The sequence below is a fragment of the Rathayibacter sp. PhB186 genome (assembly GCF_003751825.1).
Lineage (GTDB): Bacteria > Actinomycetota > Actinomycetes > Actinomycetales > Microbacteriaceae > Rathayibacter > Rathayibacter festucae.
This window is the reverse complement of sequence record NZ_RJKO01000006.1, coordinates 15,412-34,491: the sequence shown is the minus strand read 5'-3', so window position 1 is coordinate 34,491 and position 19,080 is coordinate 15,412. Positions and strand designations below refer to the sequence as shown.

Sequence of the window (19,080 nt, the reverse complement as noted above, 5' to 3'; positions counted from 1 at the left end):
CCAAGGCGTGAACTCGTGTGGCCGACCGTCGTCGCGCTGCCGTGGACGGCGACCGCGACGCCGATCGGCGCCGCTGATCCTCACGCGGCTGCCCGCCACCTCCCCTCCGCGTCGCGCTGGACGAGCCCGCCCGCGAGGCAGGTCCCGAGGACGTCGAGGGTCTCGGGAACGGACAGACCGGAGCGCTGAGCGAGCAGCTCCGTCTCGTGCGCGCCCTCCGCTCGAAGGACGTCGAGGACGCGCGCGGCCGTTCGCGTGACGTCCGGCGCGGTGGCGAGCACCGCGGACATGCCGAGCAGCTCGACGACCTCCGGAGCCGACGTCACGCAGGTCGCGGCGTACTCCCGGAGGAGCCGATGGCAGCCCGCCGACGAGGCGCTCGTCACCGGGCCGGGTACCGCGCCGAGCGGCCTTCCGAGCGCCGCCGCGTGGCCGGCGGTGTTCAACGACCCGGAGCGGGCTCCCGCCTCCACGACGACCGTGGCAGCGGTCGACGCGGCGATCAGCCTGTTGCGCTGCAGGAAGCGCCAGCGCGTCGGAGTGGTGCCCGGCGGCACCTCCGTCACCACCGAGCAGCCGGGCGTCGCGATGACGCGGTGCAGGAGGTCGGTGTGCGCCGTCGGGTACAGCCGGTCCGAACCACCGGCGAGGAAGGCGACCGTGCGCCCGCCCGCACCGAGTGCCGCCTTGTGCGCGACCGCATCGATACCGAAGGCGGCACCGGACACGATGAGGACGCCGCGCTCGGCGGTGCCGGCGGCGAGGTCCGCGGCGACGTGCTCGCCGTAGCCGGTCGCCGCGCGGGCCCCGACGACGGCCAGCCGATGCGGAGCGGCGAGGGCGAGCGGATCGCCGCGGCTCCAGAGCACGAACGGCGCGTGCTCCCCCAGGTCGGCGAGCGGCTGCGGCCAGCCGTCGCATCCCGGCAGCAGCAGGCGTGCGTCGAGACGGTGCGCGATCTCGAGGCGGCGGAGGAGCAGGGCCCTGTCGACCCGGGCGCGCCAGCGCGCCAGACCTGCGGCGAGGACCCGCGTTCCGCTGCGGGAGTCGTCCCCGTCGCTCTCTCCGTCGCCTGTCGAGTCGAACGAGTTCTCGGAGCGGCCGGTCTCCGCGGCAGCGTCATCCGCGCATCCGGTCCCCCTCCGGCGCACGTCCGCCGCTGCCGACTCCGCGAGGATCTCCCCCGCCGACGCCGTCCCCACGACGTGTGCGAGCGCGCCGCCGGCGCCGAATCGCTCGATCAGCGTCCCGGCCACCGCGTCGCCCGGCTCGGCGAGCGAGGACCACGCCGCGCGCGCGAGCGCCTCCACCGGATCGGACTCGCTGTCCTCGGGAAGCAGCCGCCGCGCGAGGCGCGTCTCGGTCCGGTCGAAGAGCTCGGCGACGGCCGTCACGAGCCCGCTCCCCGCAGAATCAGTGCGCGGGCCAGGTGACTCGCAGCGGGGCGGTCGATCTCGTCGAGGTCGGCGAGCGTCCAGGCGAGGCGCAGCACGCGGTCGTAGCCGCGCATCGTCACCAGCCCGCGCTCCAGGGCCAGGTCGAGGGTGCCCGACTCCCGGGCGGTCGGGCGCTGCGGGGTCGCGCGGAGCCACGCGCCGTCGACCTCGGCGTTCACCGACCACGGGGTGCCTGCCAAGCGCGCCCGAGCGCGGGCCCGCGCGGCGACCACCCGAGCGCGAGCCTGCGCCGTCGAAAGCCCAGGCTCGTCGCGACGGACGGCGAGCTGTGCCGCCCCGATGCGCCGTACGGTCAGCCGGATGTCGACGCGGTCGAGCAGCGGACCGCTCAGCCGCGCCAGGTAGCGCCGCCGCACCGGCGGCGAGCACGAGCAGATCTCACCCCGGATGCCGTGGCGCCCGCAGGGGCACGGATTCGCCGCGAGCACGAGCTGCACGCGGGCCGGGAACTCCGCCATGACGTTCGCACGGTGGATGCGGATCACGCCCGACTCGAGCGGCTGCCGCAGCGCGTCGAGGGCAACCGCGGAGAACTCCGGAGCCTCGTCCAGGAAGAGGACCCCGCGGGTCGCGCGTGCGACGGCTCCCGGCCGGATCCTGCCGCTGCCGCCGCCGACGATCGCTGCGGCGGAGGCGGAGTGGTGCGGACTCTCGAACGGCGGACGCCTCACAAGGGTGCCGCCGGTGTGCTCGCCGACGAGGGAGCGCATGCAGGTCGCCTCGAGTGCCGCCTCGTCGTCGAGATCCGGCAGGATCCCGGGCAGGCGTGAGGCGAGCATCGTCTTCCCCGCTCCGGGCGGACCGAGGAGGAACACGTGGTGCCCGCCCGCCGCTGCGGCGATCATCGCGGACGCCGCTTCCTCGTTGCCGATCACGTCCGCGAAGTCGAGCCGGGACTCCGGCTCACGAACGGCTGGAGGCGCAGCGGAACGCTCCGGCAGGACCGGCACGTCCCACTCCGCCCCGTGCCACACGGCGGCCGCCGCCAGGGACGAGACCGGGATGACGTCCACCCCGTCCACCAACTCCGCTTCGAGCCGGTCGTCCTCGGGCACCATCACCCTGTATCGGCCGGCCCGGGCCGCGGCGAGTACCGCGGGCAGCACTCCCGGCACCGATTGCAGTCGCCCGTCGAGCCCGAGCTCGCCGATGTGCACGACCGCCGCGACCGATTCCCGGTTCACCTCCCCCAGCGCCGCCAGCGCCGCGAGCCCGATCGCGAGGTCGAACGCGGACCCGTGCTTGGGCATCGCCCCCGGCGACAGGTTCACCGTCATCTTGTACTCCGCGATCCCGCTGCCCGAGTTGATCGCTGCGGACCGCACCCGCTCCTTCGCCTGCGACAGCGCCGCATCCGGCAGACCGATGATCACCATCCCCGGAGTGCCGTCCGCCGAGTGCGCCTCCACCCCCACCACCGCGCCGGTGAAGCCGACCAGACCGACCGCGGATGTCCGCCCCAGCCCCATCAGGCCACCGCCCGCACATGACGCACCTGCGACGGCACTCCGTCCGGCGCGACGATGCCGACCGCGTCGATGCGCAGGTGCCGCGAGCGCTCGTCGTGCTCCCGCGCCCACGCATACGCCAGCCGCCGCAGCCGCTGCGCCTTCACCCGCGTGATCGCCTCGATCGGCAACCCGAACCGCGTCGAGGACCGCGTCTTCACCTCCACCACCACCAACGCCGAACCCTCCCGCGCCACGATGTCCAGCTCCCCCTCCCGCACCCGCCAATTGCGGTCGAGGATCTCGAAACCGCGCTCCCTCAGGTGCGCCGCAGCGATCTCCTCGCCGCGACGGCCCAACTCGTCCTTGTCCATGCAGAACCTCCCGAGGGAAGGGTCGCGGAGAGAGAGGTGGCACGGGGCGGGCGGCGGTAGAACTGGGGAGGGAGCGGGGAATCCGGAGCTGTGGAGGGCGGGTCCGGCGGCGTCGATCGGCGCGGGATCGTCCGTCGACAGTGGGTCTCGATACGCCGCCTCCGGCGGCTACTCGACCAGCATGAAGGCCGGGCGGTGCGTGATGCGCTCCGGAAGCGGAGGAACAGCCGGTGCCGGCCCCTTGTGAGGGTGGGTCTCGATCCACCGCCTGCGGCGGCTACTCGACCAGCATGAATGAGGCCGGCCGCGGCCCGAGGGAAGAGCCGTCAGCGACGTCCGTCTGCGAAGTTTCGATGAGCGCCACCGCTACTCGATCAGCGGAGGGAAGAGTGCGCTGCAAGCGCTCCTCAGCCGGAGAAGGGTGCGCTGCAGGCGCTCCTCAGCCGGAGAATGGAGCGCTGCAAGCGCTCCTCGGCAGGGGGGAGTGTGCGCCGGAAGCGCTTCTCAACCCGGAGAGAACGAGCCGGAAGCCCTACTCGTCGAGGGCCAGCTCCTTCGGGAGCTCGAACTCCTTGCGGGAGAGCTCCTCGACGTTGACGTCCTTGAAGGTGAGGACGCGGACGGACTTCACGAAGCGGTCGGAGCGGTAGACGTCCCAGACCCAGACGTCGCGCATGGTCAGCTCGAAGTAGAAGTCGTGCTCGGTGTCGCGGCGGACCAGCTCGACCTCGTTGGCGAGGTAGAAGCGCCGCTCGGTCTCGACGACGTACGAGAACTGCGAGACGACGTCGCGGTACTCCCGATACAGTGCCAGCTCGACCTCGCGGTCGTAGTCCTCGAACTCGTCCTCATCCATCGTCCGTCGATTCTACGCGACACCGCCCGGCGCCGGGACCGCCCTAGGCGGAGACGGCATCCACTCCGGCCTCGCGCGAGCGCGACAGCCAGGTCACCCGGTGCAGCGGCGACGGCCCCACGCGGTCGAGGCCGGCCCAGTGCGCGGCACTGCCGTAGCCCTTGTTGCTGTCCCAGGCGTAGTCGGCGAAGTCGTCGTGGTGGCGCACCATCTGGCCGTCGCGGCCGACCTTCGCCAGCACGGAGGCGGCCGAGACGGAGGCGCAGTCGCGGTCGGCCTTGACGCGGGTGACGATCGTCAGTCCCGCCGCCCACGGGCCGAGCGCGGGCGTGAGCCAGTCGTGCTTGCCGTCCAGCAGGACGACGGCGCGGGACAGCTCCACGCCCTGGTCGACGAGGCGCTCGATGCCGCGCGAGGCGGCGCGGCCGAGGCCGGCGATGATCCCGGTGTCGTCGATCTCGTCGGCGGAGGACTCGCCGATCGCCCAGCCGGACACCCACTTCACCACGCCGGGCAGCAACGCCTCGCGACGGGCGGGGGCGAGCATCTTCGAGTCTCGCAGGCCCTCCGGGAAGCGGCCGCAGCGCGAGCCGATCGCGACGACGCCGACGGAGACCGGTCCGGCGATCGCGCCGCGGCCGACCTCGTCGCAGCCGATGACGCTCTCGAAGCCCTGACGGAAGAGCCGGCGCTCCTCGCGGAGGTCCGGGTCGGCGACGACCACCTAGCGCCCGCCCGCGCTGGCCCGGTCGTCCTCCGACTGCTCGTCGGACGCCTCGGTGTCGACGCCACGGAACACCGACGGGTAGTCGTCCAGCCAGGCCCACTGCTGCACCGGCCAGGTGACCAGGATCGCGCGGCCGACGACGTTGTCGATCGGCACGAAGCCGTTGCCGGGCTTGTCGGTGTTGTAGCGGGAGTCGGCGGAGTTGTAGCGGTTGTCACCCATCACCCAGAGCGAGCCCTCGGGCACGACCACGTCGAACGGGGTCGCCGAGACCGCCTGGACGCCGTCGGGGAGCTTCACGTACGGCTCCGAGATGGGGTTGCCGTTGATCTCGACCTGGCCGAGCGGTGTGCAGCAGGTGACGTGGTCGCCCGGCAGCCCGATCACCCGCTTGATCAGGTGGTCGTTGCTGTCGGGCGCGGTGAGGCCGACGAGCGCGAGTGCGGAGTCGATGGCGGCCTGGAAGGCGGGGACCTCGGGCTCGGTGGTCGGCGAGAGCCAGCCGCCCGGATCGCGGAAGACGACCACGTCGCCGCGCGAGATCGGGACGACCCCGGGGACCAGCTCGTTCACGAGGATGCGGTCGTTCTCGACCAGCGTCTGCTCCATCGAGGAGGACGGGATGTAGAACGAGCGGATCAGGAACGTCTTGACGAGGAAGGACACCAGGACGGCGACGACGACGATGATGAGCACGTCGCGGAGGAAGAGGAGCACTCCCCGTCGGCGACGGCGGGGCCGGTGCTCGCCGTCCGGATCGGCGGAGTGGCGGCCGCCGTCGTGCGGGAGGGTCACGGGGGCCGTGCTGTCTGTCATCGCTCGCCGTGGCCCCTACTGTGGTCGACCCGCGCGGTGCCGCGCCGGTCTGTGGATCACCGGGTCGTACCGCCCCGGAAAAGGGTCGGACCCCGGTCCATCATAGATGGGCCGGGGTCCGGGAATCGCTGTGCGGACGCCGCTCAGGAGTCGCGCTTCTCCTTGATCTTCGCCTTCTTGCCGCGGAGGTTGCGGAGGTAGTAGAGCTTCGCGCGACGCACGTCACCGCGGGTGACGACCTCGATGTGGTCGATCACCGGGGAGTGGACCGGGAAGGTGCGCTCGACGCCGACCTGGAAGCTGACCTTGCGGACCGTGAAGGTCTCGCGGACGCCCTCGTTCGAGCGGCCGATGACGACGCCCTGGAAGATCTGGATGCGCGAGCGGGTGCCCTCGACGATGTTGACGTGCACCTTGACGGTGTCGCCGGCGCGGAACTCGGGGATGTCGGTGCGGAGTGACGCCGCATCGAGTGAGTCGAGGATGTGCATGCTGTATCGCTCTCCGTGCCCGCCACAGGTCGAACACCGTTTCGTTGATGGAAGTCGGTCGTGCCCACGTCGTCGCGGCTCCCCTGTGGCAGAGCCTGCGCGAGGCACAAGCGCTCATTCTGCCATGGCGCCGGAGCGCGCGTCAAAGCGGCGGTCCCGGCGAGGTCCTGAGGACAGATGCGCGAGGGCAACTGCGCAGAAGTTGTCGTACTCGGATGCCCACTACGACAACTTGCGAGGAGTGGAAGCCGCGATCCGGCACGGTCGCTTCAGAGGACGATCGTCTGCCCGTCCTGGGGGCGCTCCGGGTCGAAGCGGTCGTCCGTCACCGGCTGCGGCTGCGGGCCGCCCTGGGCCTGCACCTCGGCGGCCGCGGCGAAGGCGAGGAGCGTCGCCCGCGCGTCCGTGAAGAAGCGCCAGACGGAGTGGGTGAACGCGACGACGCCCAGCAGGATCGAGAGCAGGCCGAGCGCCCACGCCCCGGGAGGGAAGAAGCCGAAGGCGATCAGCGACACGTGCCAGGCGCCGAGCGCCGCCACGTCGCCCCAGGCGGGGGTCCGCGAGGGCCGCACGGTCACCCGAAACGCCACGACGCTCGCGACGACGGCCAGAGCGACCGCCAGAATGGGGAGGGCGATGACCAGGCCGAGCACGGTCCAGCCGCTCGATCCTCCGAAGAGTCCGTACCCCAGGAGGATCCAGAGCGGCAGGACGACCGCCGCAGGGTACAGCCAGGAACCGAAAGCCCGTCTCGTGCGCATGCACCGACGGTACCCATGACCGCTGAAGAACGCCTCAGCGACCCCCGAGAGGATCAGCATGATCGAGCTGCGCACACCCGCCGAGATCGAGGAGATGCGCCCGGCCGGCCGCTTCGTCGCCGAGGTGCTGACGGCGACGTCAGCCGCGGCCGCCGTGGGCGTCAACCTGCTCGAGCTCGACCGCCTCGCCCACGACATGATCCGCTCGGCCGGAGCGGAGTCCTGCTACATCGACTACCACCCGTCGTTCGGCGCCAGCCCGTTCGGCAAGGTGATCTGCACGTCGGTGAACGACGCCGTGCTGCACGGCCTCCCCTTCGACTACCGCCTGCGCGACGGCGACCTGCTGACCCTGGACTTCGCCGCCTCCGTCGACGGCTGGGTCGCCGACTCCGCGATCACCGTCGCCGTCGGCACGCCCCGCCCCGAGGACCTGAAGCTCGTCGACACCACGACCCGCGCGCTCGAGGCCGGCATCGCCGCCGCGCAGCCGGGCAAGAAGATTGGCGACATCTCCGCCGCCATCGCCGCGGTCGCCCGCGCCGAGGGGCTCAGCATCAACACCGACTTCGGCGGCCACGGCGTCGGCCGCACCATGCACGGCGACCCGCACATCGCCAACGACGGCCGCGCCGGCCGCGGCTACCCGCTGCGCCCGGGCCTGGTCGTGGCGATCGAGCCGTGGTTCCTGCAGAGCACCGACGAGATCTACACCGACAAGGACGGCTGGACCCTCCGCAGCCGCGACGGCTCGCGCGGCGCGCACATGGAGCACACGATCGCGATCACGGAGACCGGCAACATCGTCCTCTCCGCGCGCGACTGAGCCCAGCCCCGGAAGGTTCTCCCGCGAGCACTGGACAGCAGCGGTATCCGATAGCAATACTATCCGCATGCGAGTCTCGGAGCTCAGCCGCCTCAGCGGCGTCAGCCTGCCCACGATCAAGTACTACATCCGTGAGGGGCTGCTGCCACCGGGCACGGCCTCGGGGCCGCAGCGGTCCGAGTACGGCGACGAGCACCTCGCCCGGCTCCGCCTGCTCCGCGCGCTGATCGAGAGCGGCGGAGTCGGCATCGCCGGCGCGAAGCGGATCACGGCCGTGCTGGACGAGGGCGCTCCCCCGGCGGTCGCGTTCGAGGTGGCGCAGGACGTCGTCTCCGCGAACGTCGACTCCGAGGCCGTCGCCTCGGACGACGCGCTCGAGCGGGTGCGGTCGGTGGTCGGCGACGACTACTGCGAGCACCCGGCGGTGCGGACGGCGGCGCGGGCGCTGGACGCCCTGGAGCTCTCCGGGGGCGGGATGACGCCGTCCTGGCTCGACGCCTACGCCCGGGCGGCGGCGATCGTCGCGGGCGCGGACCTGGACGAGCTCGAGGCCCGCAGCAGCGTGAGCGAGCAGACGTCGATCGCGGCGGTGGGCACGGCCCTCGGCGACGTCGTGCTGCAGTCGATGCGCCGCGTGGCCCAGGCCCGCGAGACGCAGCGGAGGTTCGGGGAGCGGCAGGACTCGGCGTCCGCCTCCGAGCACGTCGTGGCGCGAGAGAACGCCGAGGTCGCGCGATGACCGCCACGATCCAGCGTCCGGAGCGTGCAGCAGCGGTCCTCGCCCGTCCGCACCGCCCGCTCCTCGTCCTCGCCGCGGCGATGGCGGTCGGCGTCCTGGCCTGCCTCGTCCTGCTGCTCGTCGACCCGCGCGAGCTCGGCGGCCAGCCGCTCTGGGCGAAGCCGCTGAAGTTCTGCCTCTCCATCGCCGTCTACGCACTGACGCTCGCCTGGCTGATCGGCCTCGTCCCCGAGCGCCGCCGGCGACTCGCGCGGATCCTCGGCAGCATCGCGGTCGCCGGCCTTGCGATCGAGATGGTCGTCATCGGCGGCGCCGCCGCGGTGGGCGTCACCAGCCACTTCAACGTCACCACCCCGCTGCACTCGGCGCTCTGGGCGGCGATGGCGGTGTCGATCGTCGTCGTCTGGCTGGTCACGCTGGTGCTCGCGGCGCTCCTGGCGCGGGTGCCGCTCGGCGACCCCTCGCTCACTCTCGCGGTCCGGGCCGGCCTCGTGATCGGACTCGTCGGGATGGCGCTCGCCTTCCTGATGACCGGGCCGACCGCCTCGCAGCTCTCGGATTACCAGGGCGTCGTCGGCGCGCACGCGGTCGGCGTGGACGACGGCGGCGCAGGACTGCCACTGCTCGGCTGGAGCACCACGGGCGGCGACCTCCGGATCCCGCACTTCCTCGGGATGCACGCGCTGCAGGGGCTGCCGCTGCTGGCCTTCGCGCTCGCACGGCTGGCGACGCGGGTGCGGCTGCTCGGCGACGCGACCCTCCGCCTCCGACTGGTCGCGCTCGCGGCGCTCGCGTGGTCGGCCCTCGTCGCGCTGACCTGCTGGCAGGCGCTGCGCGGGCAGTCGATCGTGGCCCCGGATGCGCTCACCCTCGCCGTCGGCGGCGCTGTCGCGCTCGCCCTCGTGATCGCGGGAGTCGTCGCGGTCCGCCGCGCCTCCGCCGAGGTGGCGCGATGAGCCGGCTGCGCCGCGGCTGGACGCCGCCCGCCGTGATCTACCTTCTGCTCGCCGTCGCCGGCCTCGTCGGTACCTGGACGTACAACGTCCGCGCCGTGCTGGAGAGCGTCGACATCCTCGGCGACCTCGCGGGCGGCGGACCGGCGGTCTCGTCGATCACGACGGACCTGCTGGTGGTGGCGATCGCTGCCGTCGCCTTCATGCTGGCGGAGGGGCGCCGCATCGGCATGAAGCGGGTCTGGATCCTCGTCCTGCTCGCGCCCCTGGTCGCCCTGGCCTTCGCCTTCCCCCTCTTCCTCGCCCTCCGCGAACGCCACCTCACCCTGACGCGCGCGCCCTGACCCCCGCCGCGAGATGCCACTTATGAGCGCGACACGTCGCAGAAGGCGTGCACAAGTGGCATCTCGCGGGATCGGGGCCAGGCGTGAAGTCGCGAGATGCCACTTCGGTACGCGACACGCCGAGGAAGGCGAACGCAAGTGGCATCTCGCGGAGGTGGGTCAGGGCAGGAGCTCCGGGCGGACCCGGCGGGTGCGCTCGACGCTCTGCTCGTGGCGCCAGGCGGCGATCGCTCCGTGGTTGCCGCTGAGCAGCACCGGGGGGACGTCGAGGCCGCGCCAGGACGCGGGCTTGGTGTAGCTGGGGTACTCGAGCAGGCCGTCGGAGTGGCTCTCCTCGACCAGGCTCGCTGGGTTGCCGACGACGCCGGGCACGAGGCGGCCGACGGCCTCGATCATCGCCATCACGGCGACCTCTCCCCCGTTGAGGACGTAGTCGCCGAGGCTGATCATCCGCACGCGGGCGCGCTCGGCGGTGTGGTCGACGACGCGCTGGTCGATGCCCTCGTAGCGGCCGCAGCCGAACACGAGGGACGACTCCTGCGCGAGCTCGCGCGCGGTCGCCTGGGTGAAGACCTCGCCGGCGGGCGAGGGGAAGATCACCAGCGGGTCCGCCGCGGGATCGAGGATCGTGTCGAACGCCTCACCCCACGGCTCGGGCCGCATCACCATGCCGGCGCCGCCGCCGTAGGGCGTGTCGTCGACGGTGCGGTGCCGGTCGTGCGTGAAGGAGCGGAGGTCGTGCACCCCGAGCTCGATCAGCCCGCTCTGGCGCGCGCGCCCGAGCAGGCTGATGTCGAGGACGCCGAAGAACTCCGGGAAGATCGTGACGATGTCGATCCTCACGACCGCGGCTCCTCCTGGGAGTCCGGGGTCGCGGCATCCGCGGAGTCGGCTGTCACGTCGGCGGACTCGGATTCAGCTTCGGCGTCGGCTTCGTCCTCGACCGGCGCGGCCGCGGCCAGCTCGGGGTCGGAGAGGTCGACGCCGCTGAGGTCCACCTCGGCGGGCTCCTCCTCGGGAGCCTCCTCGAAGAGGCCGATCGGCGGCGTGACGGTGACGACGCCGGCGACCGGGTCGACGGACGGGACGATCGCGTTCACGAACGGGACCATCACCTCGCCGGACGGCGTGCCGACGATCAGGAGGTCTTGCGCGGGGAAGTGGTCGACGCGGCGGACCGTGCCGACCTCGCGGCCGTCGCGGACGACGGACATGCCGACCAGCTGGTAGTCGTACCAGGAGTCGTCGTCGCCGGGCTCGGTCTGCACCTCCTCGTCGATCCAGAGGATCGCCTTGAGGAGGGTCTCGGCGGCGTCGCGGTCGGCGATGCCCTTGAAGAACGCGACGGGGTGGCTGTTGTACCAGCGCAGCTCGACGAGCTCGAGCTTCTTGCCGTGCCACTCGGAGGTGCGCGGCACCTGGAGCGTGAAGGAGGCGCCGGGGGTGAAGCGCTTGTCGGGCTCGTCGGTGTAGAGCTCGAGCTTGATCGCGCCCTTGAGCCCGTGGGCCTTGGTGAGTCGGGCGACGCGGAGCTGCGTCGTGCCCGCTGCGGGGGCCGCCACCCTACTTGTCGGTGTCGACGACGTCGACGCGCACGCGTCGCCCGTCGGCGAGGGCAGCGACGAGAGTGCGGACGGCCTTGGCGGTGCGACCGGAACGTCCGATCACGCGGCCGAGGTCCTCGGGGTGCACGCGCACCTCGAGGACCTCTCCGCGCGGGGAGCTCGTAGCCACGACCTTGACCTCATCGGGGTTCTCGACGATCCCCTTGACGAGGTGTTCGACGGCGGGAGCGAGCATGGACTACGCCTCGGTGGAGGCTTCGTCGGCGGCGGGCGCCTCGGGCGCGGTGGCCTTGGCGGGAGCCTCGGACTTCGGCTTGAGGACCGGCTTCTTCTTGGCGTCGACGACGAACGGAGCCTTGGGCTCCTTCACCTGGACGGTGCTGACGGCGTCGGCGTCGCCCTTGAAGCGGCCCCAGTCGCCGGTCAGCTTGAGGATCGCGGCGACCTGCTCGGTCGGCTGCGCGCCGACTCCGAGCCAGTACTGCGCGCGCTCCGAGTCGACCTTGATGAACGAGGGCTGCTCGGTCGGGTGGTACTGGCCGATCTCCTCGATCACGCGGCCGTCGCGCTTGGTGCGCGAGTCGGCGACGACGATGCGGTAGTAGGGCGCTCGGATCTTGCCGAGGCGCTTCAGACGAATCTTGACAGCCACAATTCTCCTGTGTGGTCGTTGACCGTGAGGTCGATGATGGATGAACTGAGCCGTGAGCGTGGGGTGCACACCCGGCCGGAAGCTCGAGGGGGTTTCTTCGGCGGTGAGTAGAGGGTCGACCGCCTCGGACCCGACGGATCATTCTGCCAGAAAAACCCCCGGCCTGCGGCCCCGACACGGACACCCGTCACTCGGCGTCCGCTCCGGTCTCTGGTGCGAGGATGTGGGGGCGCGTCCCGCCCCGGTGGACGCCGGACTGACGAGGACGCCGTCATGGAGATCACCTTCGCCGAATCCGACCGCTCCACCCTCGGGATCGAGTGGGAGGTCGCCATCGTCGACCGGCAGACGGGCGATCTCGCCAACGTCGCCGACGTCGTGCTCGAGGCGCTCCGCGGCGAGGACGGATCGCCGCATCCGCGGATCACCGGCGAGCTGCTGAAGAACACGGTCGAGCTGGTCTCCGGGGTGCACCGCACCGTCCGCGACGCCGTCGCCGACCTGCAGGACCAGCTGCGCCAGGTGCGCGAGATCACCGACCCGATGGGCCTGGACCTCGTCTGCTCCGGCTCGCACCCCTTCGCGCAGTGGTACGACCAGACCATCACCGACAAGGAGCGGTACCACCGGCTCATCGACCGCACCCAGTGGTGGGGTCGGAACATGATGATCTGGGGCATCCACGTGCACGTGGGGATCGAGGACCGCGACAAGGTCCTGACGATCCTCAACGCGCTCCTCGACTACTACCCGCACCTCCAGGCGCTCTCGGCCTCCAGCCCGTTCTGGGGCGGCGTCGACACCGGCTACGCCTCGAACCGCGCGCTGATGTTCCAGCAGCTCCCGACCGCCGGGCTGCCGCCGCAGTTCGGCGCCTGGGCGAACTACGAGGAGTACGTCGACGACATGATGCGCACCGGCGTCATCGACGACCACACCGAGGTCCGCTGGGACATCCGCCCCTCCCCGCAGTGGGGCACGATCGAGATGCGCGCCTGCGACGGGCTGTCCTCGCCGGAGGAGATCGGTGCGGTCGCGGCGCTGATCCAGTGCCTGGTCGAGCACCTCTCCACCCAGCTCGACGAGGGCGGGACGCTCGCGACGATGCAGCCCTGGTACGTCCGGGAGAACAAGTGGCGCGCCGCGCGCTACGGACTCGACGCCGAGATCATCCTCGACGCCGCCGGGAACGAGCGGCTCGTCACGGACGACATCCGCGATCTGCTCACGACGCTCGCGCCGGTGGCGGAGCGGCTCGGCTGCGCGGCGGAGCTCGCGGACGTCGAGCTGATCCTCGTCGCGGGCGCCAGCTACCAGCGCCAGTTGCGCACCGCGGCCGAGAACGACGGCGATCTGAAGGCCGTCGTCCGCGCGCTCGCCGGCGAGCTGCGTGACGGTTTGAAGGACCCGCGGGCATGACCCGACGGCTCCTCGCGGGCGCGCTGCTGCTCGGCGCGAGCGCGCTGGCTCTCGCCGGGTGCTCGAGTGCCAGCGGCGCTCCCGCCGGAGCGGGTGCGACACCGACGGCGTCCGCCGCGACGGCCACTGCCCTGCCGTCGCCGACCTCGGATCCGCTGTCCGACTCCGCGCCGCTCGCGCTCGGCGGGGCACTGCCGGCCGGCGCGCGGGTGACCATCGTGGGCGACAGCATCGTCCGCGGCCTGGGCCTCGATCCCGGACAGGCCTGGCCCGCGCTCGTCGGCGCCGACCTGGGCTGGAGCGTCGTCAACCTGGGCTGCGACGGCGGCGGCTTCATCGAGCCCGGCGACTGCGGCGTCGCGATCGGCGACCGGGCCGAGGAGATCGCCGACACCCGGCCCGACGCGATCGTGCTGATCGCCAGCAGCAACGACCTCGGCTGGACGCCCGAGGAGGTCGCCGACGCGATGGGCCCGGCGGTGCAGGCGATCGCGGAGGCCTCCCCCTCCGCGAAGCTGATCGCGCTCGACTCGGTGTGGGGGCCGGATCCGCGACCCGAGGACCTGGACGCCTACGATGCGGCGCTCGTGGGCGCCGTGGACGCGGCGGGCGGGATCGCCCTCGAGTACCCGGACCCGCTGCGCGCCGACGGGCTGCTCGCCGAGGACGGCGTGCATCCGACGGCCGAGGGCCAGGTCGCGCTCGCGGACGCCTTCGTGCTCGCCGCCGAGAAGGCCGGGCTCGCGCAGGCGATCCCCGGGGACCAGCGGGCGACGGACGCGCCCGGCTGACCCCCGGGGAGCCGCTCAGCGGGTGGTGCTGTTCTTGCCGTCGCGCCAGGAGAGCAGGTCGCGCACCGGCTGGAGGTCGATGTCCGGGCCGGTGATGCCGAGAGTGAAGAGGCGGGCACCGAGATCGAACTGCTGGTCGAGCACGCCGAAGGAGGCGTCGCCGACTCCCCCGCGGACGCTCGCGCCGGTCGAGATCTCGATGGCGTCCATGTCGCGGTCGACGCGGCCGCACCAGTCGGCGAGGACGCCGAGCTTGCGCTCGAGGGTGGGGACGTCGGAGAAGCTGTGCCAGATGTCGGCGTGCTCCGCGACGATGCGGAGGGTCTTCTTCTCGCCGCCGCCGCCGATCATCACGGGGATGTCGCGGGTGGGAGCGGGGTTCAGCTTGTCCCAGCGGGCGCGGATGCGGGGCATGGCCTCGGAGAGCTCGTCCAGGCGCGAGCCGGCGGTGCCGAACTCGTAGCCGTACTCCTGGTAGTCGCGCTCGAACCAGCCGGAGCCGATGCCGAAGATCAGGCGGCCCTCGGCGCCCTTGGCGCTGATGTGGTCGACCGTGCGGGCCATGTCGGCGAGGAGGTCGGGGTTGCGGTAGCTGTTGCAGGTGACGAGCGGGCCGAACTCGATGCGGCTGGTCTGCTCGGCCCAGGCGGCGAGCATGCTCCAGCCCTCGAAGTGCAGGCCGTCGGGCTCGCCGGAGAGCGGGTAGAAGTGGTCCCAGTTGAAGGCGATGTCGACGCCGATGTCCTCGAGCTCGGCGAGCGTGTCGCGGATGACCTCGTAGGAGACGTGCTGCGGAGCGATCTGGACGCCGATGCGGACGGGGCGCGGAGAAGCGGTTGTCATGCCTTCACGCTAGACCTCGCGGCGGGCGGCGTGCCGGTGGTGGGTCTCGATACGCCCCTGCGGGACTACTCGACCAGCATGAGGCGGACCCCTGCTGATCGAGCAGGCCGCGCAGCGGGCGTATCGAGATCCGATCGGGGCGGCTACTCGCCGGCCGGGTCGGGGGACGCGGTGGGGGCGTCGTCGCTGGTGGAGCGGGCGAGCTTGACGGTGGTGGCGCCGTCGGCGTCGAAGAGGCGGAGGCGGCCGCCGTCGATCGAGGCCATCATCGCGTCCGCGAAGATCATCGGCAGGGCGACGCCGTCGCAGGCGATCATCGTGCTGGGGCCGGCGTCGACGGTCAGCGCGCCCTCGCCGTCGATCGACCATTCGCCCTGCACGCCGTTGCACCCGTCGGAGCCGGTCCAGGTGCCGTCCTCAGCGAGGAGCAGGAACGGGACGTCCGGCGACTCGTAGGACACTCCCGTGACCCAGCGGCCGACGAGCTCGTCCGGCGACGGGGCCGAGGCGGCGTCCACTCCCGAGCCCTCGGAGCAGCCGGCCAGCCCGAGGGCCACTGCGGCCGCCGCTGCGACTGCGACACCGGCGCGCAGGCCCCTCATCGGCCGAGGAGCTTCTGCAGCTGCTCCAGCTCCTCCGGAGTGGGCTGCGCACCCGCACCGGAGCCTCCGCCGAGGCCGAAGCCCGAACCGCCCGCGTTCGTGGACTGCGGGCCGGAGCTGATCGCCGCGTTCTCCGCGGCGCGCTTGGCCGGGTTGCCCGACTTGCTGCTCTTCTTCTTCTGCGGCTTCGGGCGGCCCTGGTAGCCGGCACCGGGTACGGGGCCCATGCCGGGGACGTTCGGCACGCCGCCCTTGGCGACGGTCTTCATCATCTTCGCGGCCTGGTCGAAGCGCAGGACGAGCTGGTTGACGTCGGTCACGGTCATGCCGGATCCGCGCGCGATGCGCAGGCGCCGCGAGCCGTTCAGCAGCTTCGGGTTCACCCGCTCGGCCTTGGTCATCGACTGGATGATCGCCTCGGTACGGACGATCTCGCGCTCGTCGAACTGGTCGAGCTGCTCGCGCATGCCCTTCGCGCCGGGCAGCATGCCGATCATCTTCTTGATCGAGCCCATGTTGCGCAGCTGCTGCATCTGGCCGAGGAAGTCGTCGAGGGTGAACGTGTCCCCCATGATCTTCTCGGCGATCTTGCGCGCCTCGTCCTCGTCGAACGCGCTCTGCGCCTGCTCGATGAGGGTGAGGACGTCACCGAGGTCGAGGATGCGGCTCGCCATGCGGTCCGGGTGGAACTGCTCGAAGTCGTCGAGTCCCTCGCCGGTGGAGGCGAAGAGGATCGGGCGGCCGGTGAGCGAGGCGACGGAGAGAGCCGCACCACCGCGGGCGTCGCCGTCGAGCTTGGAGAGGACGACGCCGGTGAAGTCGACGCCCTCCTGGAAGGCCTTCGCGGTGGCGACCGCGTCCTGGCCGATCATCGCGTCGATGACGAAGAGGACCTCGTCCGGGTTCGTCACCCGGCGGATGTCGGAGGCCTGCTTCATCATGTCGGCGTCGACGCCGAGGCGGCCGGCGGTGTCGATGATGACCGTGTCGTACTGCTTGTCGGTGGCGAACTTGATCGCGTTCTGCGCGACCTTGACCGGGTTGCCGACGCCGTTGCCGGGCTCGGGCGCGTAGACGGCGACGCCTGCCTGCTCGCCGACGACCTGCAGCTGCTGCACCGCGTTGGGGCGCTGGAGGTCGGCCGCGACGAGGAGCGGCGTGTGGCCGTCCTTGCCGAGGTACTTGCCGAGCTTGCCGGCGAGGGTCGTCTTTCCCGCGCCCTGGAGGCCGGCGAGCATGATGACCGTCGGCGGGCGCTTGGCGAACTCGAGGCGGCGCGACTGGCCGCCGAGGATCGCGACGAGCTCCTCGTTGACGATCTGCACGACCTGCTGCGCGGGGTTCAGCGCCTTGTTGACCTCGTCTCCGAGGGCGCGCTCCCGGATCTTGCCGGTGAACGACTTGACGACGTCGAGCGCGACGTCGGCGTCGAGCAGCGCGCGCCGGATCTCGCGGACGGTGCCGTCGACGTCCGAGGCCGAGAGCTTGCCCTTCGTGCGCAGGTTCTTGAAGGTCTCGACGAGTCGATCGGAGAGGGTGCCGAAAGTAGCCATGATGCCGGGAATTCTACCGGAGCCTTCCCGGAGGTCGGACGACCGCGGCCCGCGTCGATTAACTGTACCGAGTGCAGGAACCCGTCTAAGGTGGCCGGGTGATCGAGACACTGCTCGCGGGCGACGCCGCGGATCCCCTGGACTACCGCGACGGCTGGGAGCTGCAGCGCCGGCTGCACGGCGAGGTGGTCGCCGGTTCGCGGCCGGGCACGCTCGTGCTCTGCGAGCACGCCGCCGTCTACACGGCGGGCAAGCGCACGGAGTCGCACGAGCGGCCGGTCGACGGCTCGCCGGTGGTCGATGTCGACCGAGGCGGACGGCTGACCTGGCACGGGCCGGGGCAGCTGGTCGGCTACCCGATCGTGCGGCTGCGCGAGCCGGTGGACGTGGTCGCCTACGTCCGCTCGCTCGAGGGCGTGCTGATCGACGTGCTCGACGACCTCGGTGTCACCGGGGTGCGGGTCGACGGTCGCTCGGGGGTCTGGATCCGCCGGGGCGAGGGCGCCGACAAGATCGCGGCCATCGGCATCCGGGTGGCGCACGGCGTGACGATGCACGGCTTCGCGCTCAACGTGTCGAACAGCCTGGAGCCCTACTCCAGGATCGTCGCGTGCGGCATCGCCGACGCCGGAGTGACCACCGTCGAGCGCGAGCGCGGCGAGGCGCCCTCGATGGAGTCGGTGAGAGCCCGGGTCGAGGCGCGGTTCCGCGAGGCGGCGCCCGCCTTCGCGGTCGTGGACGTCGTCGCCGGGGTCGCGGCGTGAGCGCCGAGACCGGCGGCCGGAAGCTGCTGCGCCTCGAGGTGCGCAACGCCGAGACGCCGATCGAGCGCAAGCCCGAGTGGATCAAGACCAAGGCCGTGATGGGCCCGGAGTACCGGCAGCTGCAGTCGCTGGTGAAGGACGAGGAGCTCCACACCGTCTGCCAGGAGGCCGGCTGCCCGAACATCTTCGAGTGCTGGGAGGACCGCGAGGCGACCTTCCTGATCGGCGGCTCGCAGTGCACGCGGCGCTGCGACTTCTGCCAGATCGACACCGGCAAGCCCGCGGACTACGACGCCGACGAGCCGCGCCGGGTGGGCGAGTCGGTGGCGCGGATGAACCTCCGCTACGCGACGGTGACCGGGGTGGCCCGCGACGACCTGCCGGACGAGGGCTCCTGGCTGTACGCCGAGACGATCCGGCAGATCCACGCGCAGGCGCCGGGGACGGGGGTCGAGATCCTGGTCCCCGACTTCACCGGGCGGGCGGAGCACCTGCAGCGGGTGTTCGACGCCCGGCCGGAGGTGTTCGCGCACAACGTCGAGACGGTGCCGCGCATCTTCAAGCGGATCCGGCCGGCCTTCCGCTACGAGCGCTCGCTCGACGTGCTGACCCAGGGTCGCGACGCGGGGCTGATCACCAAGTCGAACCTCATCCTCGGCATGGGCGAGGAGCGCGAGGAGATCTCGCAGGCGCTGCAGGATCTGCATGACGCGGGCACCGACATCGTGACGATCACGCAGTACCTCCGCCCGACGCCGCGGCATCTGCCGGTGGACCGCTGGGTGCACCCGGAGGAGTTCGTCGCGATCAAGGAGGAGGCGGAGGACATCGGCTTCCTGGGCGTGCTCTCCGGCCCGCTCGTCCGCTCCTCCTACCGCGCCGGCCGCCTCTGGGCCCGCTCGATGGAGTCGAAGGGCCGGCCGGTCCCGGAGCACCTGCGCCACCTGGCCGACGCGGCCCTCGGCTTCTCCCAGGCGGTCTGACCCGCTCTCCCCGCGAGATGCCACTTGTGCACGCCTTGCACGGCGTGTCGCGTGCACAAGTGGCATCTCGCGGATGGGGTCCTGGGGGCCCTTGCTGGTCGAGTAGCCCGGCAGGG

23 protein-coding genes are annotated in these 19,080 nt (G+C 71.9%); 8 read left to right on the top strand and 15 right to left on the bottom strand.

Going from position 1 to position 19,080, the window contains the following annotated elements:
* Positions 1-80: 80 nt before the first annotated feature.
* The 8 genes from dprA to EDF45_RS14995 form a co-directional block, all read right to left on the bottom strand.
* The gene (gene dprA / locus EDF45_RS15030) at positions 81-1,394 is read right to left on the bottom strand and encodes a DNA-processing protein DprA (protein ID WP_260312230.1); all 1,314 of its coding nucleotides are present in this window, start codon (positions 1,392-1,394) and stop codon (positions 81-83) included.
* Positions 1,391-2,926: a YifB family Mg chelatase-like AAA ATPase gene (locus tag EDF45_RS15025; RefSeq protein WP_123736855.1), complete on the bottom strand. Its 1,536-nt coding sequence runs from the start codon at positions 2,924-2,926 to the stop codon at positions 1,391-1,393. Before EDF45_RS15025 ends, dprA begins: the two co-directional genes overlap by 4 nt.
* Positions 2,926-3,279 (bottom strand): YraN family protein, encoded by a 354-nt coding sequence (locus EDF45_RS15020; protein ID WP_123736854.1) that lies wholly within the window; start codon positions 3,277-3,279, stop codon positions 2,926-2,928. The genes EDF45_RS15025 and EDF45_RS15020 overlap by 1 nt, the downstream gene beginning before the upstream one ends.
* Positions 3,280-3,811: 532 nt before the next feature.
* A complete protein-coding gene (locus EDF45_RS15015; RefSeq protein WP_056044100.1) occupies positions 3,812-4,135 on the bottom strand; it encodes a DUF2469 family protein in 324 nt (107 codons plus the stop codon).
* A 43-nt stretch (positions 4,136-4,178) separates the two neighbouring features.
* Positions 4,179-4,859 (bottom strand): ribonuclease HII, encoded by a 681-nt coding sequence (locus EDF45_RS15010; protein WP_123736853.1) that lies wholly within the window; start codon positions 4,857-4,859, stop codon positions 4,179-4,181.
* Positions 4,860-5,678: a signal peptidase I gene (gene lepB / locus EDF45_RS15005; protein WP_123736852.1), complete on the bottom strand. Its 819-nt coding sequence runs from the start codon at positions 5,676-5,678 to the stop codon at positions 4,860-4,862.
* Positions 5,679-5,821: 143 nt separating this feature from the next.
* Positions 5,822-6,169 carry a 50S ribosomal protein L19 gene (rplS, locus tag EDF45_RS15000; RefSeq protein WP_123445722.1) on the bottom strand — a complete coding sequence of 116 codons (348 nt, stop codon included), beginning with the start codon at positions 6,167-6,169 and terminating at the stop codon, positions 5,822-5,824.
* Between the two features lie 269 nt (positions 6,170-6,438).
* On the bottom strand, positions 6,439-6,930 hold the full coding sequence (locus tag EDF45_RS14995; RefSeq protein WP_148060302.1) for a hypothetical protein: 492 nt from the start codon (positions 6,928-6,930) through the stop codon (positions 6,439-6,441).
* Positions 6,931-6,988: 58 nt separating this feature from the next.
* Between EDF45_RS14995 and map the strand changes: the two genes are divergently transcribed.
* The 4 genes from map to EDF45_RS14975 all read left to right on the top strand — a co-directional run bounded on the left by map (position 6,989) and on the right by EDF45_RS14975 (position 9,792).
* Positions 6,989-7,756 carry a type I methionyl aminopeptidase gene (gene map / locus EDF45_RS14990; protein WP_123736850.1) on the top strand — a complete coding sequence of 256 codons (768 nt, stop codon included), beginning with the start codon at positions 6,989-6,991 and terminating at the stop codon, positions 7,754-7,756.
* A 67-nt stretch (positions 7,757-7,823) separates the two neighbouring features.
* Positions 7,824-8,495, top strand: a complete 672-nt coding sequence (locus tag EDF45_RS14985) for a MerR family transcriptional regulator (RefSeq protein ID WP_123736849.1) — start codon at positions 7,824-7,826, stop codon at positions 8,493-8,495.
* Entirely contained in the window at positions 8,492-9,451 is a 960-nt protein-coding gene (locus tag EDF45_RS14980) for a hypothetical protein (RefSeq protein ID WP_123736848.1), read from the top strand. Before EDF45_RS14985 ends, EDF45_RS14980 begins: the two co-directional genes overlap by 4 nt.
* Positions 9,448-9,792 carry a DUF2834 domain-containing protein gene (locus EDF45_RS14975; RefSeq protein WP_123736847.1) on the top strand — a complete coding sequence of 115 codons (345 nt, stop codon included), beginning with the start codon at positions 9,448-9,450 and terminating at the stop codon, positions 9,790-9,792. The genes EDF45_RS14980 and EDF45_RS14975 overlap by 4 nt, the downstream gene beginning before the upstream one ends.
* Positions 9,793-9,951: 159 nt before the next feature.
* On the opposite strand, the gene trmD is transcribed toward EDF45_RS14975, so the two are convergent.
* Genes trmD through rpsP form a run of 4 tightly spaced genes read right to left on the bottom strand, consistent with a single transcriptional unit; the run spans position 9,952 to position 12,009 of the window.
* Positions 9,952-10,635: a tRNA (guanosine(37)-N1)-methyltransferase TrmD gene (gene trmD / locus EDF45_RS14970; protein WP_123445716.1), complete on the bottom strand. Its 684-nt coding sequence runs from the start codon at positions 10,633-10,635 to the stop codon at positions 9,952-9,954.
* Positions 10,632-11,354 (bottom strand): ribosome maturation factor RimM, encoded by a 723-nt coding sequence (gene rimM / locus EDF45_RS14965; RefSeq protein ID WP_123736846.1) that lies wholly within the window; start codon positions 11,352-11,354, stop codon positions 10,632-10,634. The genes trmD and rimM overlap by 4 nt, the downstream gene beginning before the upstream one ends.
* 1 nt (position 11,355) lies before the next feature.
* Positions 11,356-11,592, bottom strand: a complete 237-nt coding sequence (locus EDF45_RS14960) for an RNA-binding protein (RefSeq protein ID WP_123445714.1) — start codon at positions 11,590-11,592, stop codon at positions 11,356-11,358.
* Positions 11,593-11,595: 3 nt separating this feature from the next.
* Positions 11,596-12,009 (bottom strand): 30S ribosomal protein S16, encoded by a 414-nt coding sequence (gene rpsP, locus EDF45_RS14955; protein WP_123445713.1) that lies wholly within the window; start codon positions 12,007-12,009, stop codon positions 11,596-11,598.
* A gap of 273 nt (positions 12,010-12,282) precedes the next feature.
* Here rpsP and EDF45_RS14950 point away from each other — a divergent pair, with 273 nt between their 5' ends.
* Positions 12,283-13,428: a glutamate--cysteine ligase gene (locus EDF45_RS14950; RefSeq protein ID WP_123736845.1), complete on the top strand. Its 1,146-nt coding sequence runs from the start codon at positions 12,283-12,285 to the stop codon at positions 13,426-13,428.
* Positions 13,425-14,219 carry an SGNH/GDSL hydrolase family protein gene (locus tag EDF45_RS14945; protein WP_123736844.1) on the top strand — a complete coding sequence of 265 codons (795 nt, stop codon included), beginning with the start codon at positions 13,425-13,427 and terminating at the stop codon, positions 14,217-14,219. Before EDF45_RS14950 ends, EDF45_RS14945 begins: the two co-directional genes overlap by 4 nt.
* 15 nt (positions 14,220-14,234) lie before the next feature.
* Here EDF45_RS14945 and EDF45_RS14940 read toward each other — a convergent pair whose 3' ends face one another.
* From EDF45_RS14940 to ffh, 3 genes are all read right to left on the bottom strand, one after another.
* Positions 14,235-15,062: an LLM class F420-dependent oxidoreductase gene (locus EDF45_RS14940; RefSeq protein WP_123736843.1), complete on the bottom strand. Its 828-nt coding sequence runs from the start codon at positions 15,060-15,062 to the stop codon at positions 14,235-14,237.
* A gap of 143 nt (positions 15,063-15,205) precedes the next feature.
* On the bottom strand, positions 15,206-15,664 hold the full coding sequence (locus tag EDF45_RS14935) for an META domain-containing protein (protein ID WP_123736842.1): 459 nt from the start codon (positions 15,662-15,664) through the stop codon (positions 15,206-15,208).
* Positions 15,661-17,217 carry a signal recognition particle protein gene (gene ffh, locus EDF45_RS14930; RefSeq protein WP_123736841.1) on the bottom strand — a complete coding sequence of 519 codons (1,557 nt, stop codon included), beginning with the start codon at positions 17,215-17,217 and terminating at the stop codon, positions 15,661-15,663. The genes EDF45_RS14935 and ffh overlap by 4 nt, the downstream gene beginning before the upstream one ends.
* Before the next feature lie 98 nt (positions 17,218-17,315).
* Between ffh and lipB the strand changes: the two genes are divergently transcribed.
* Both lipB and lipA read left to right on the top strand, forming a co-directional pair.
* The gene (lipB, locus tag EDF45_RS14925) at positions 17,316-17,981 is read left to right on the top strand and encodes a lipoyl(octanoyl) transferase LipB (protein ID WP_123736840.1); all 666 of its coding nucleotides are present in this window, start codon (positions 17,316-17,318) and stop codon (positions 17,979-17,981) included.
* Positions 17,978-18,964: a lipoyl synthase gene (gene lipA / locus EDF45_RS14920; protein ID WP_185020206.1), complete on the top strand. Its 987-nt coding sequence runs from the start codon at positions 17,978-17,980 to the stop codon at positions 18,962-18,964. Before lipB ends, lipA begins: the two co-directional genes overlap by 4 nt.
* Positions 18,965-19,080: the final 116 nt, after the last annotated feature.

Bases quoted from the DNA above. Each gene is read 5' to 3' on its own strand.
- EDF45_RS14975 (WP_123736847.1), top strand. From the start codon at position 9,448: ATGAGCCGGCTGCGCCGCGGCTGGACGCCGCCCGCCGTGATCTACCTT.
- EDF45_RS15020 (WP_123736854.1), bottom strand. From the start codon at position 3,279: ATGGACAAGGACGAGTTGGGCCGTCGCGGCGAGGAGATCGCTGCGGCG.
- EDF45_RS15025 (WP_123736855.1), bottom strand. From the start codon at position 2,926: ATGGGGCTGGGGCGGACATCCGCGGTCGGTCTGGTCGGCTTCACCGGC.
- rplS (WP_123445722.1), bottom strand. From the start codon at position 6,169: ATGCACATCCTCGACTCACTCGATGCGGCGTCACTCCGCACCGACATC.
- map (WP_123736850.1), top strand. From the start codon at position 6,989: ATGATCGAGCTGCGCACACCCGCCGAGATCGAGGAGATGCGCCCGGCC.
- ffh (WP_123736841.1), bottom strand. From the start codon at position 17,217: ATGGCTACTTTCGGCACCCTCTCCGATCGACTCGTCGAGACCTTCAAG.
- EDF45_RS14995 (WP_148060302.1), bottom strand. From the start codon at position 6,930: ATGCGCACGAGACGGGCTTTCGGTTCCTGGCTGTACCCTGCGGCGGTC.
- EDF45_RS14940 (WP_123736843.1), bottom strand. From the start codon at position 15,062: ATGACAACCGCTTCTCCGCGCCCCGTCCGCATCGGCGTCCAGATCGCT.
- EDF45_RS14950 (WP_123736845.1), top strand. From the start codon at position 12,283: ATGGAGATCACCTTCGCCGAATCCGACCGCTCCACCCTCGGGATCGAG.
- lepB (WP_123736852.1), bottom strand. From the start codon at position 5,678: ATGACAGACAGCACGGCCCCCGTGACCCTCCCGCACGACGGCGGCCGC.
- EDF45_RS14960 (WP_123445714.1), bottom strand. From the start codon at position 11,592: ATGCTCGCTCCCGCCGTCGAACACCTCGTCAAGGGGATCGTCGAGAAC.
- EDF45_RS14935 (WP_123736842.1), bottom strand. From the start codon at position 15,664: ATGAGGGGCCTGCGCGCCGGTGTCGCAGTCGCAGCGGCGGCCGCAGTG.
- EDF45_RS14945 (WP_123736844.1), top strand. From the start codon at position 13,425: ATGACCCGACGGCTCCTCGCGGGCGCGCTGCTGCTCGGCGCGAGCGCG.
- EDF45_RS14985 (WP_123736849.1), top strand. From the start codon at position 7,824: ATGCGAGTCTCGGAGCTCAGCCGCCTCAGCGGCGTCAGCCTGCCCACG.
- EDF45_RS14980 (WP_123736848.1), top strand. From the start codon at position 8,492: ATGACCGCCACGATCCAGCGTCCGGAGCGTGCAGCAGCGGTCCTCGCC.
- EDF45_RS15015 (WP_056044100.1), bottom strand. From the start codon at position 4,135: ATGGATGAGGACGAGTTCGAGGACTACGACCGCGAGGTCGAGCTGGCA.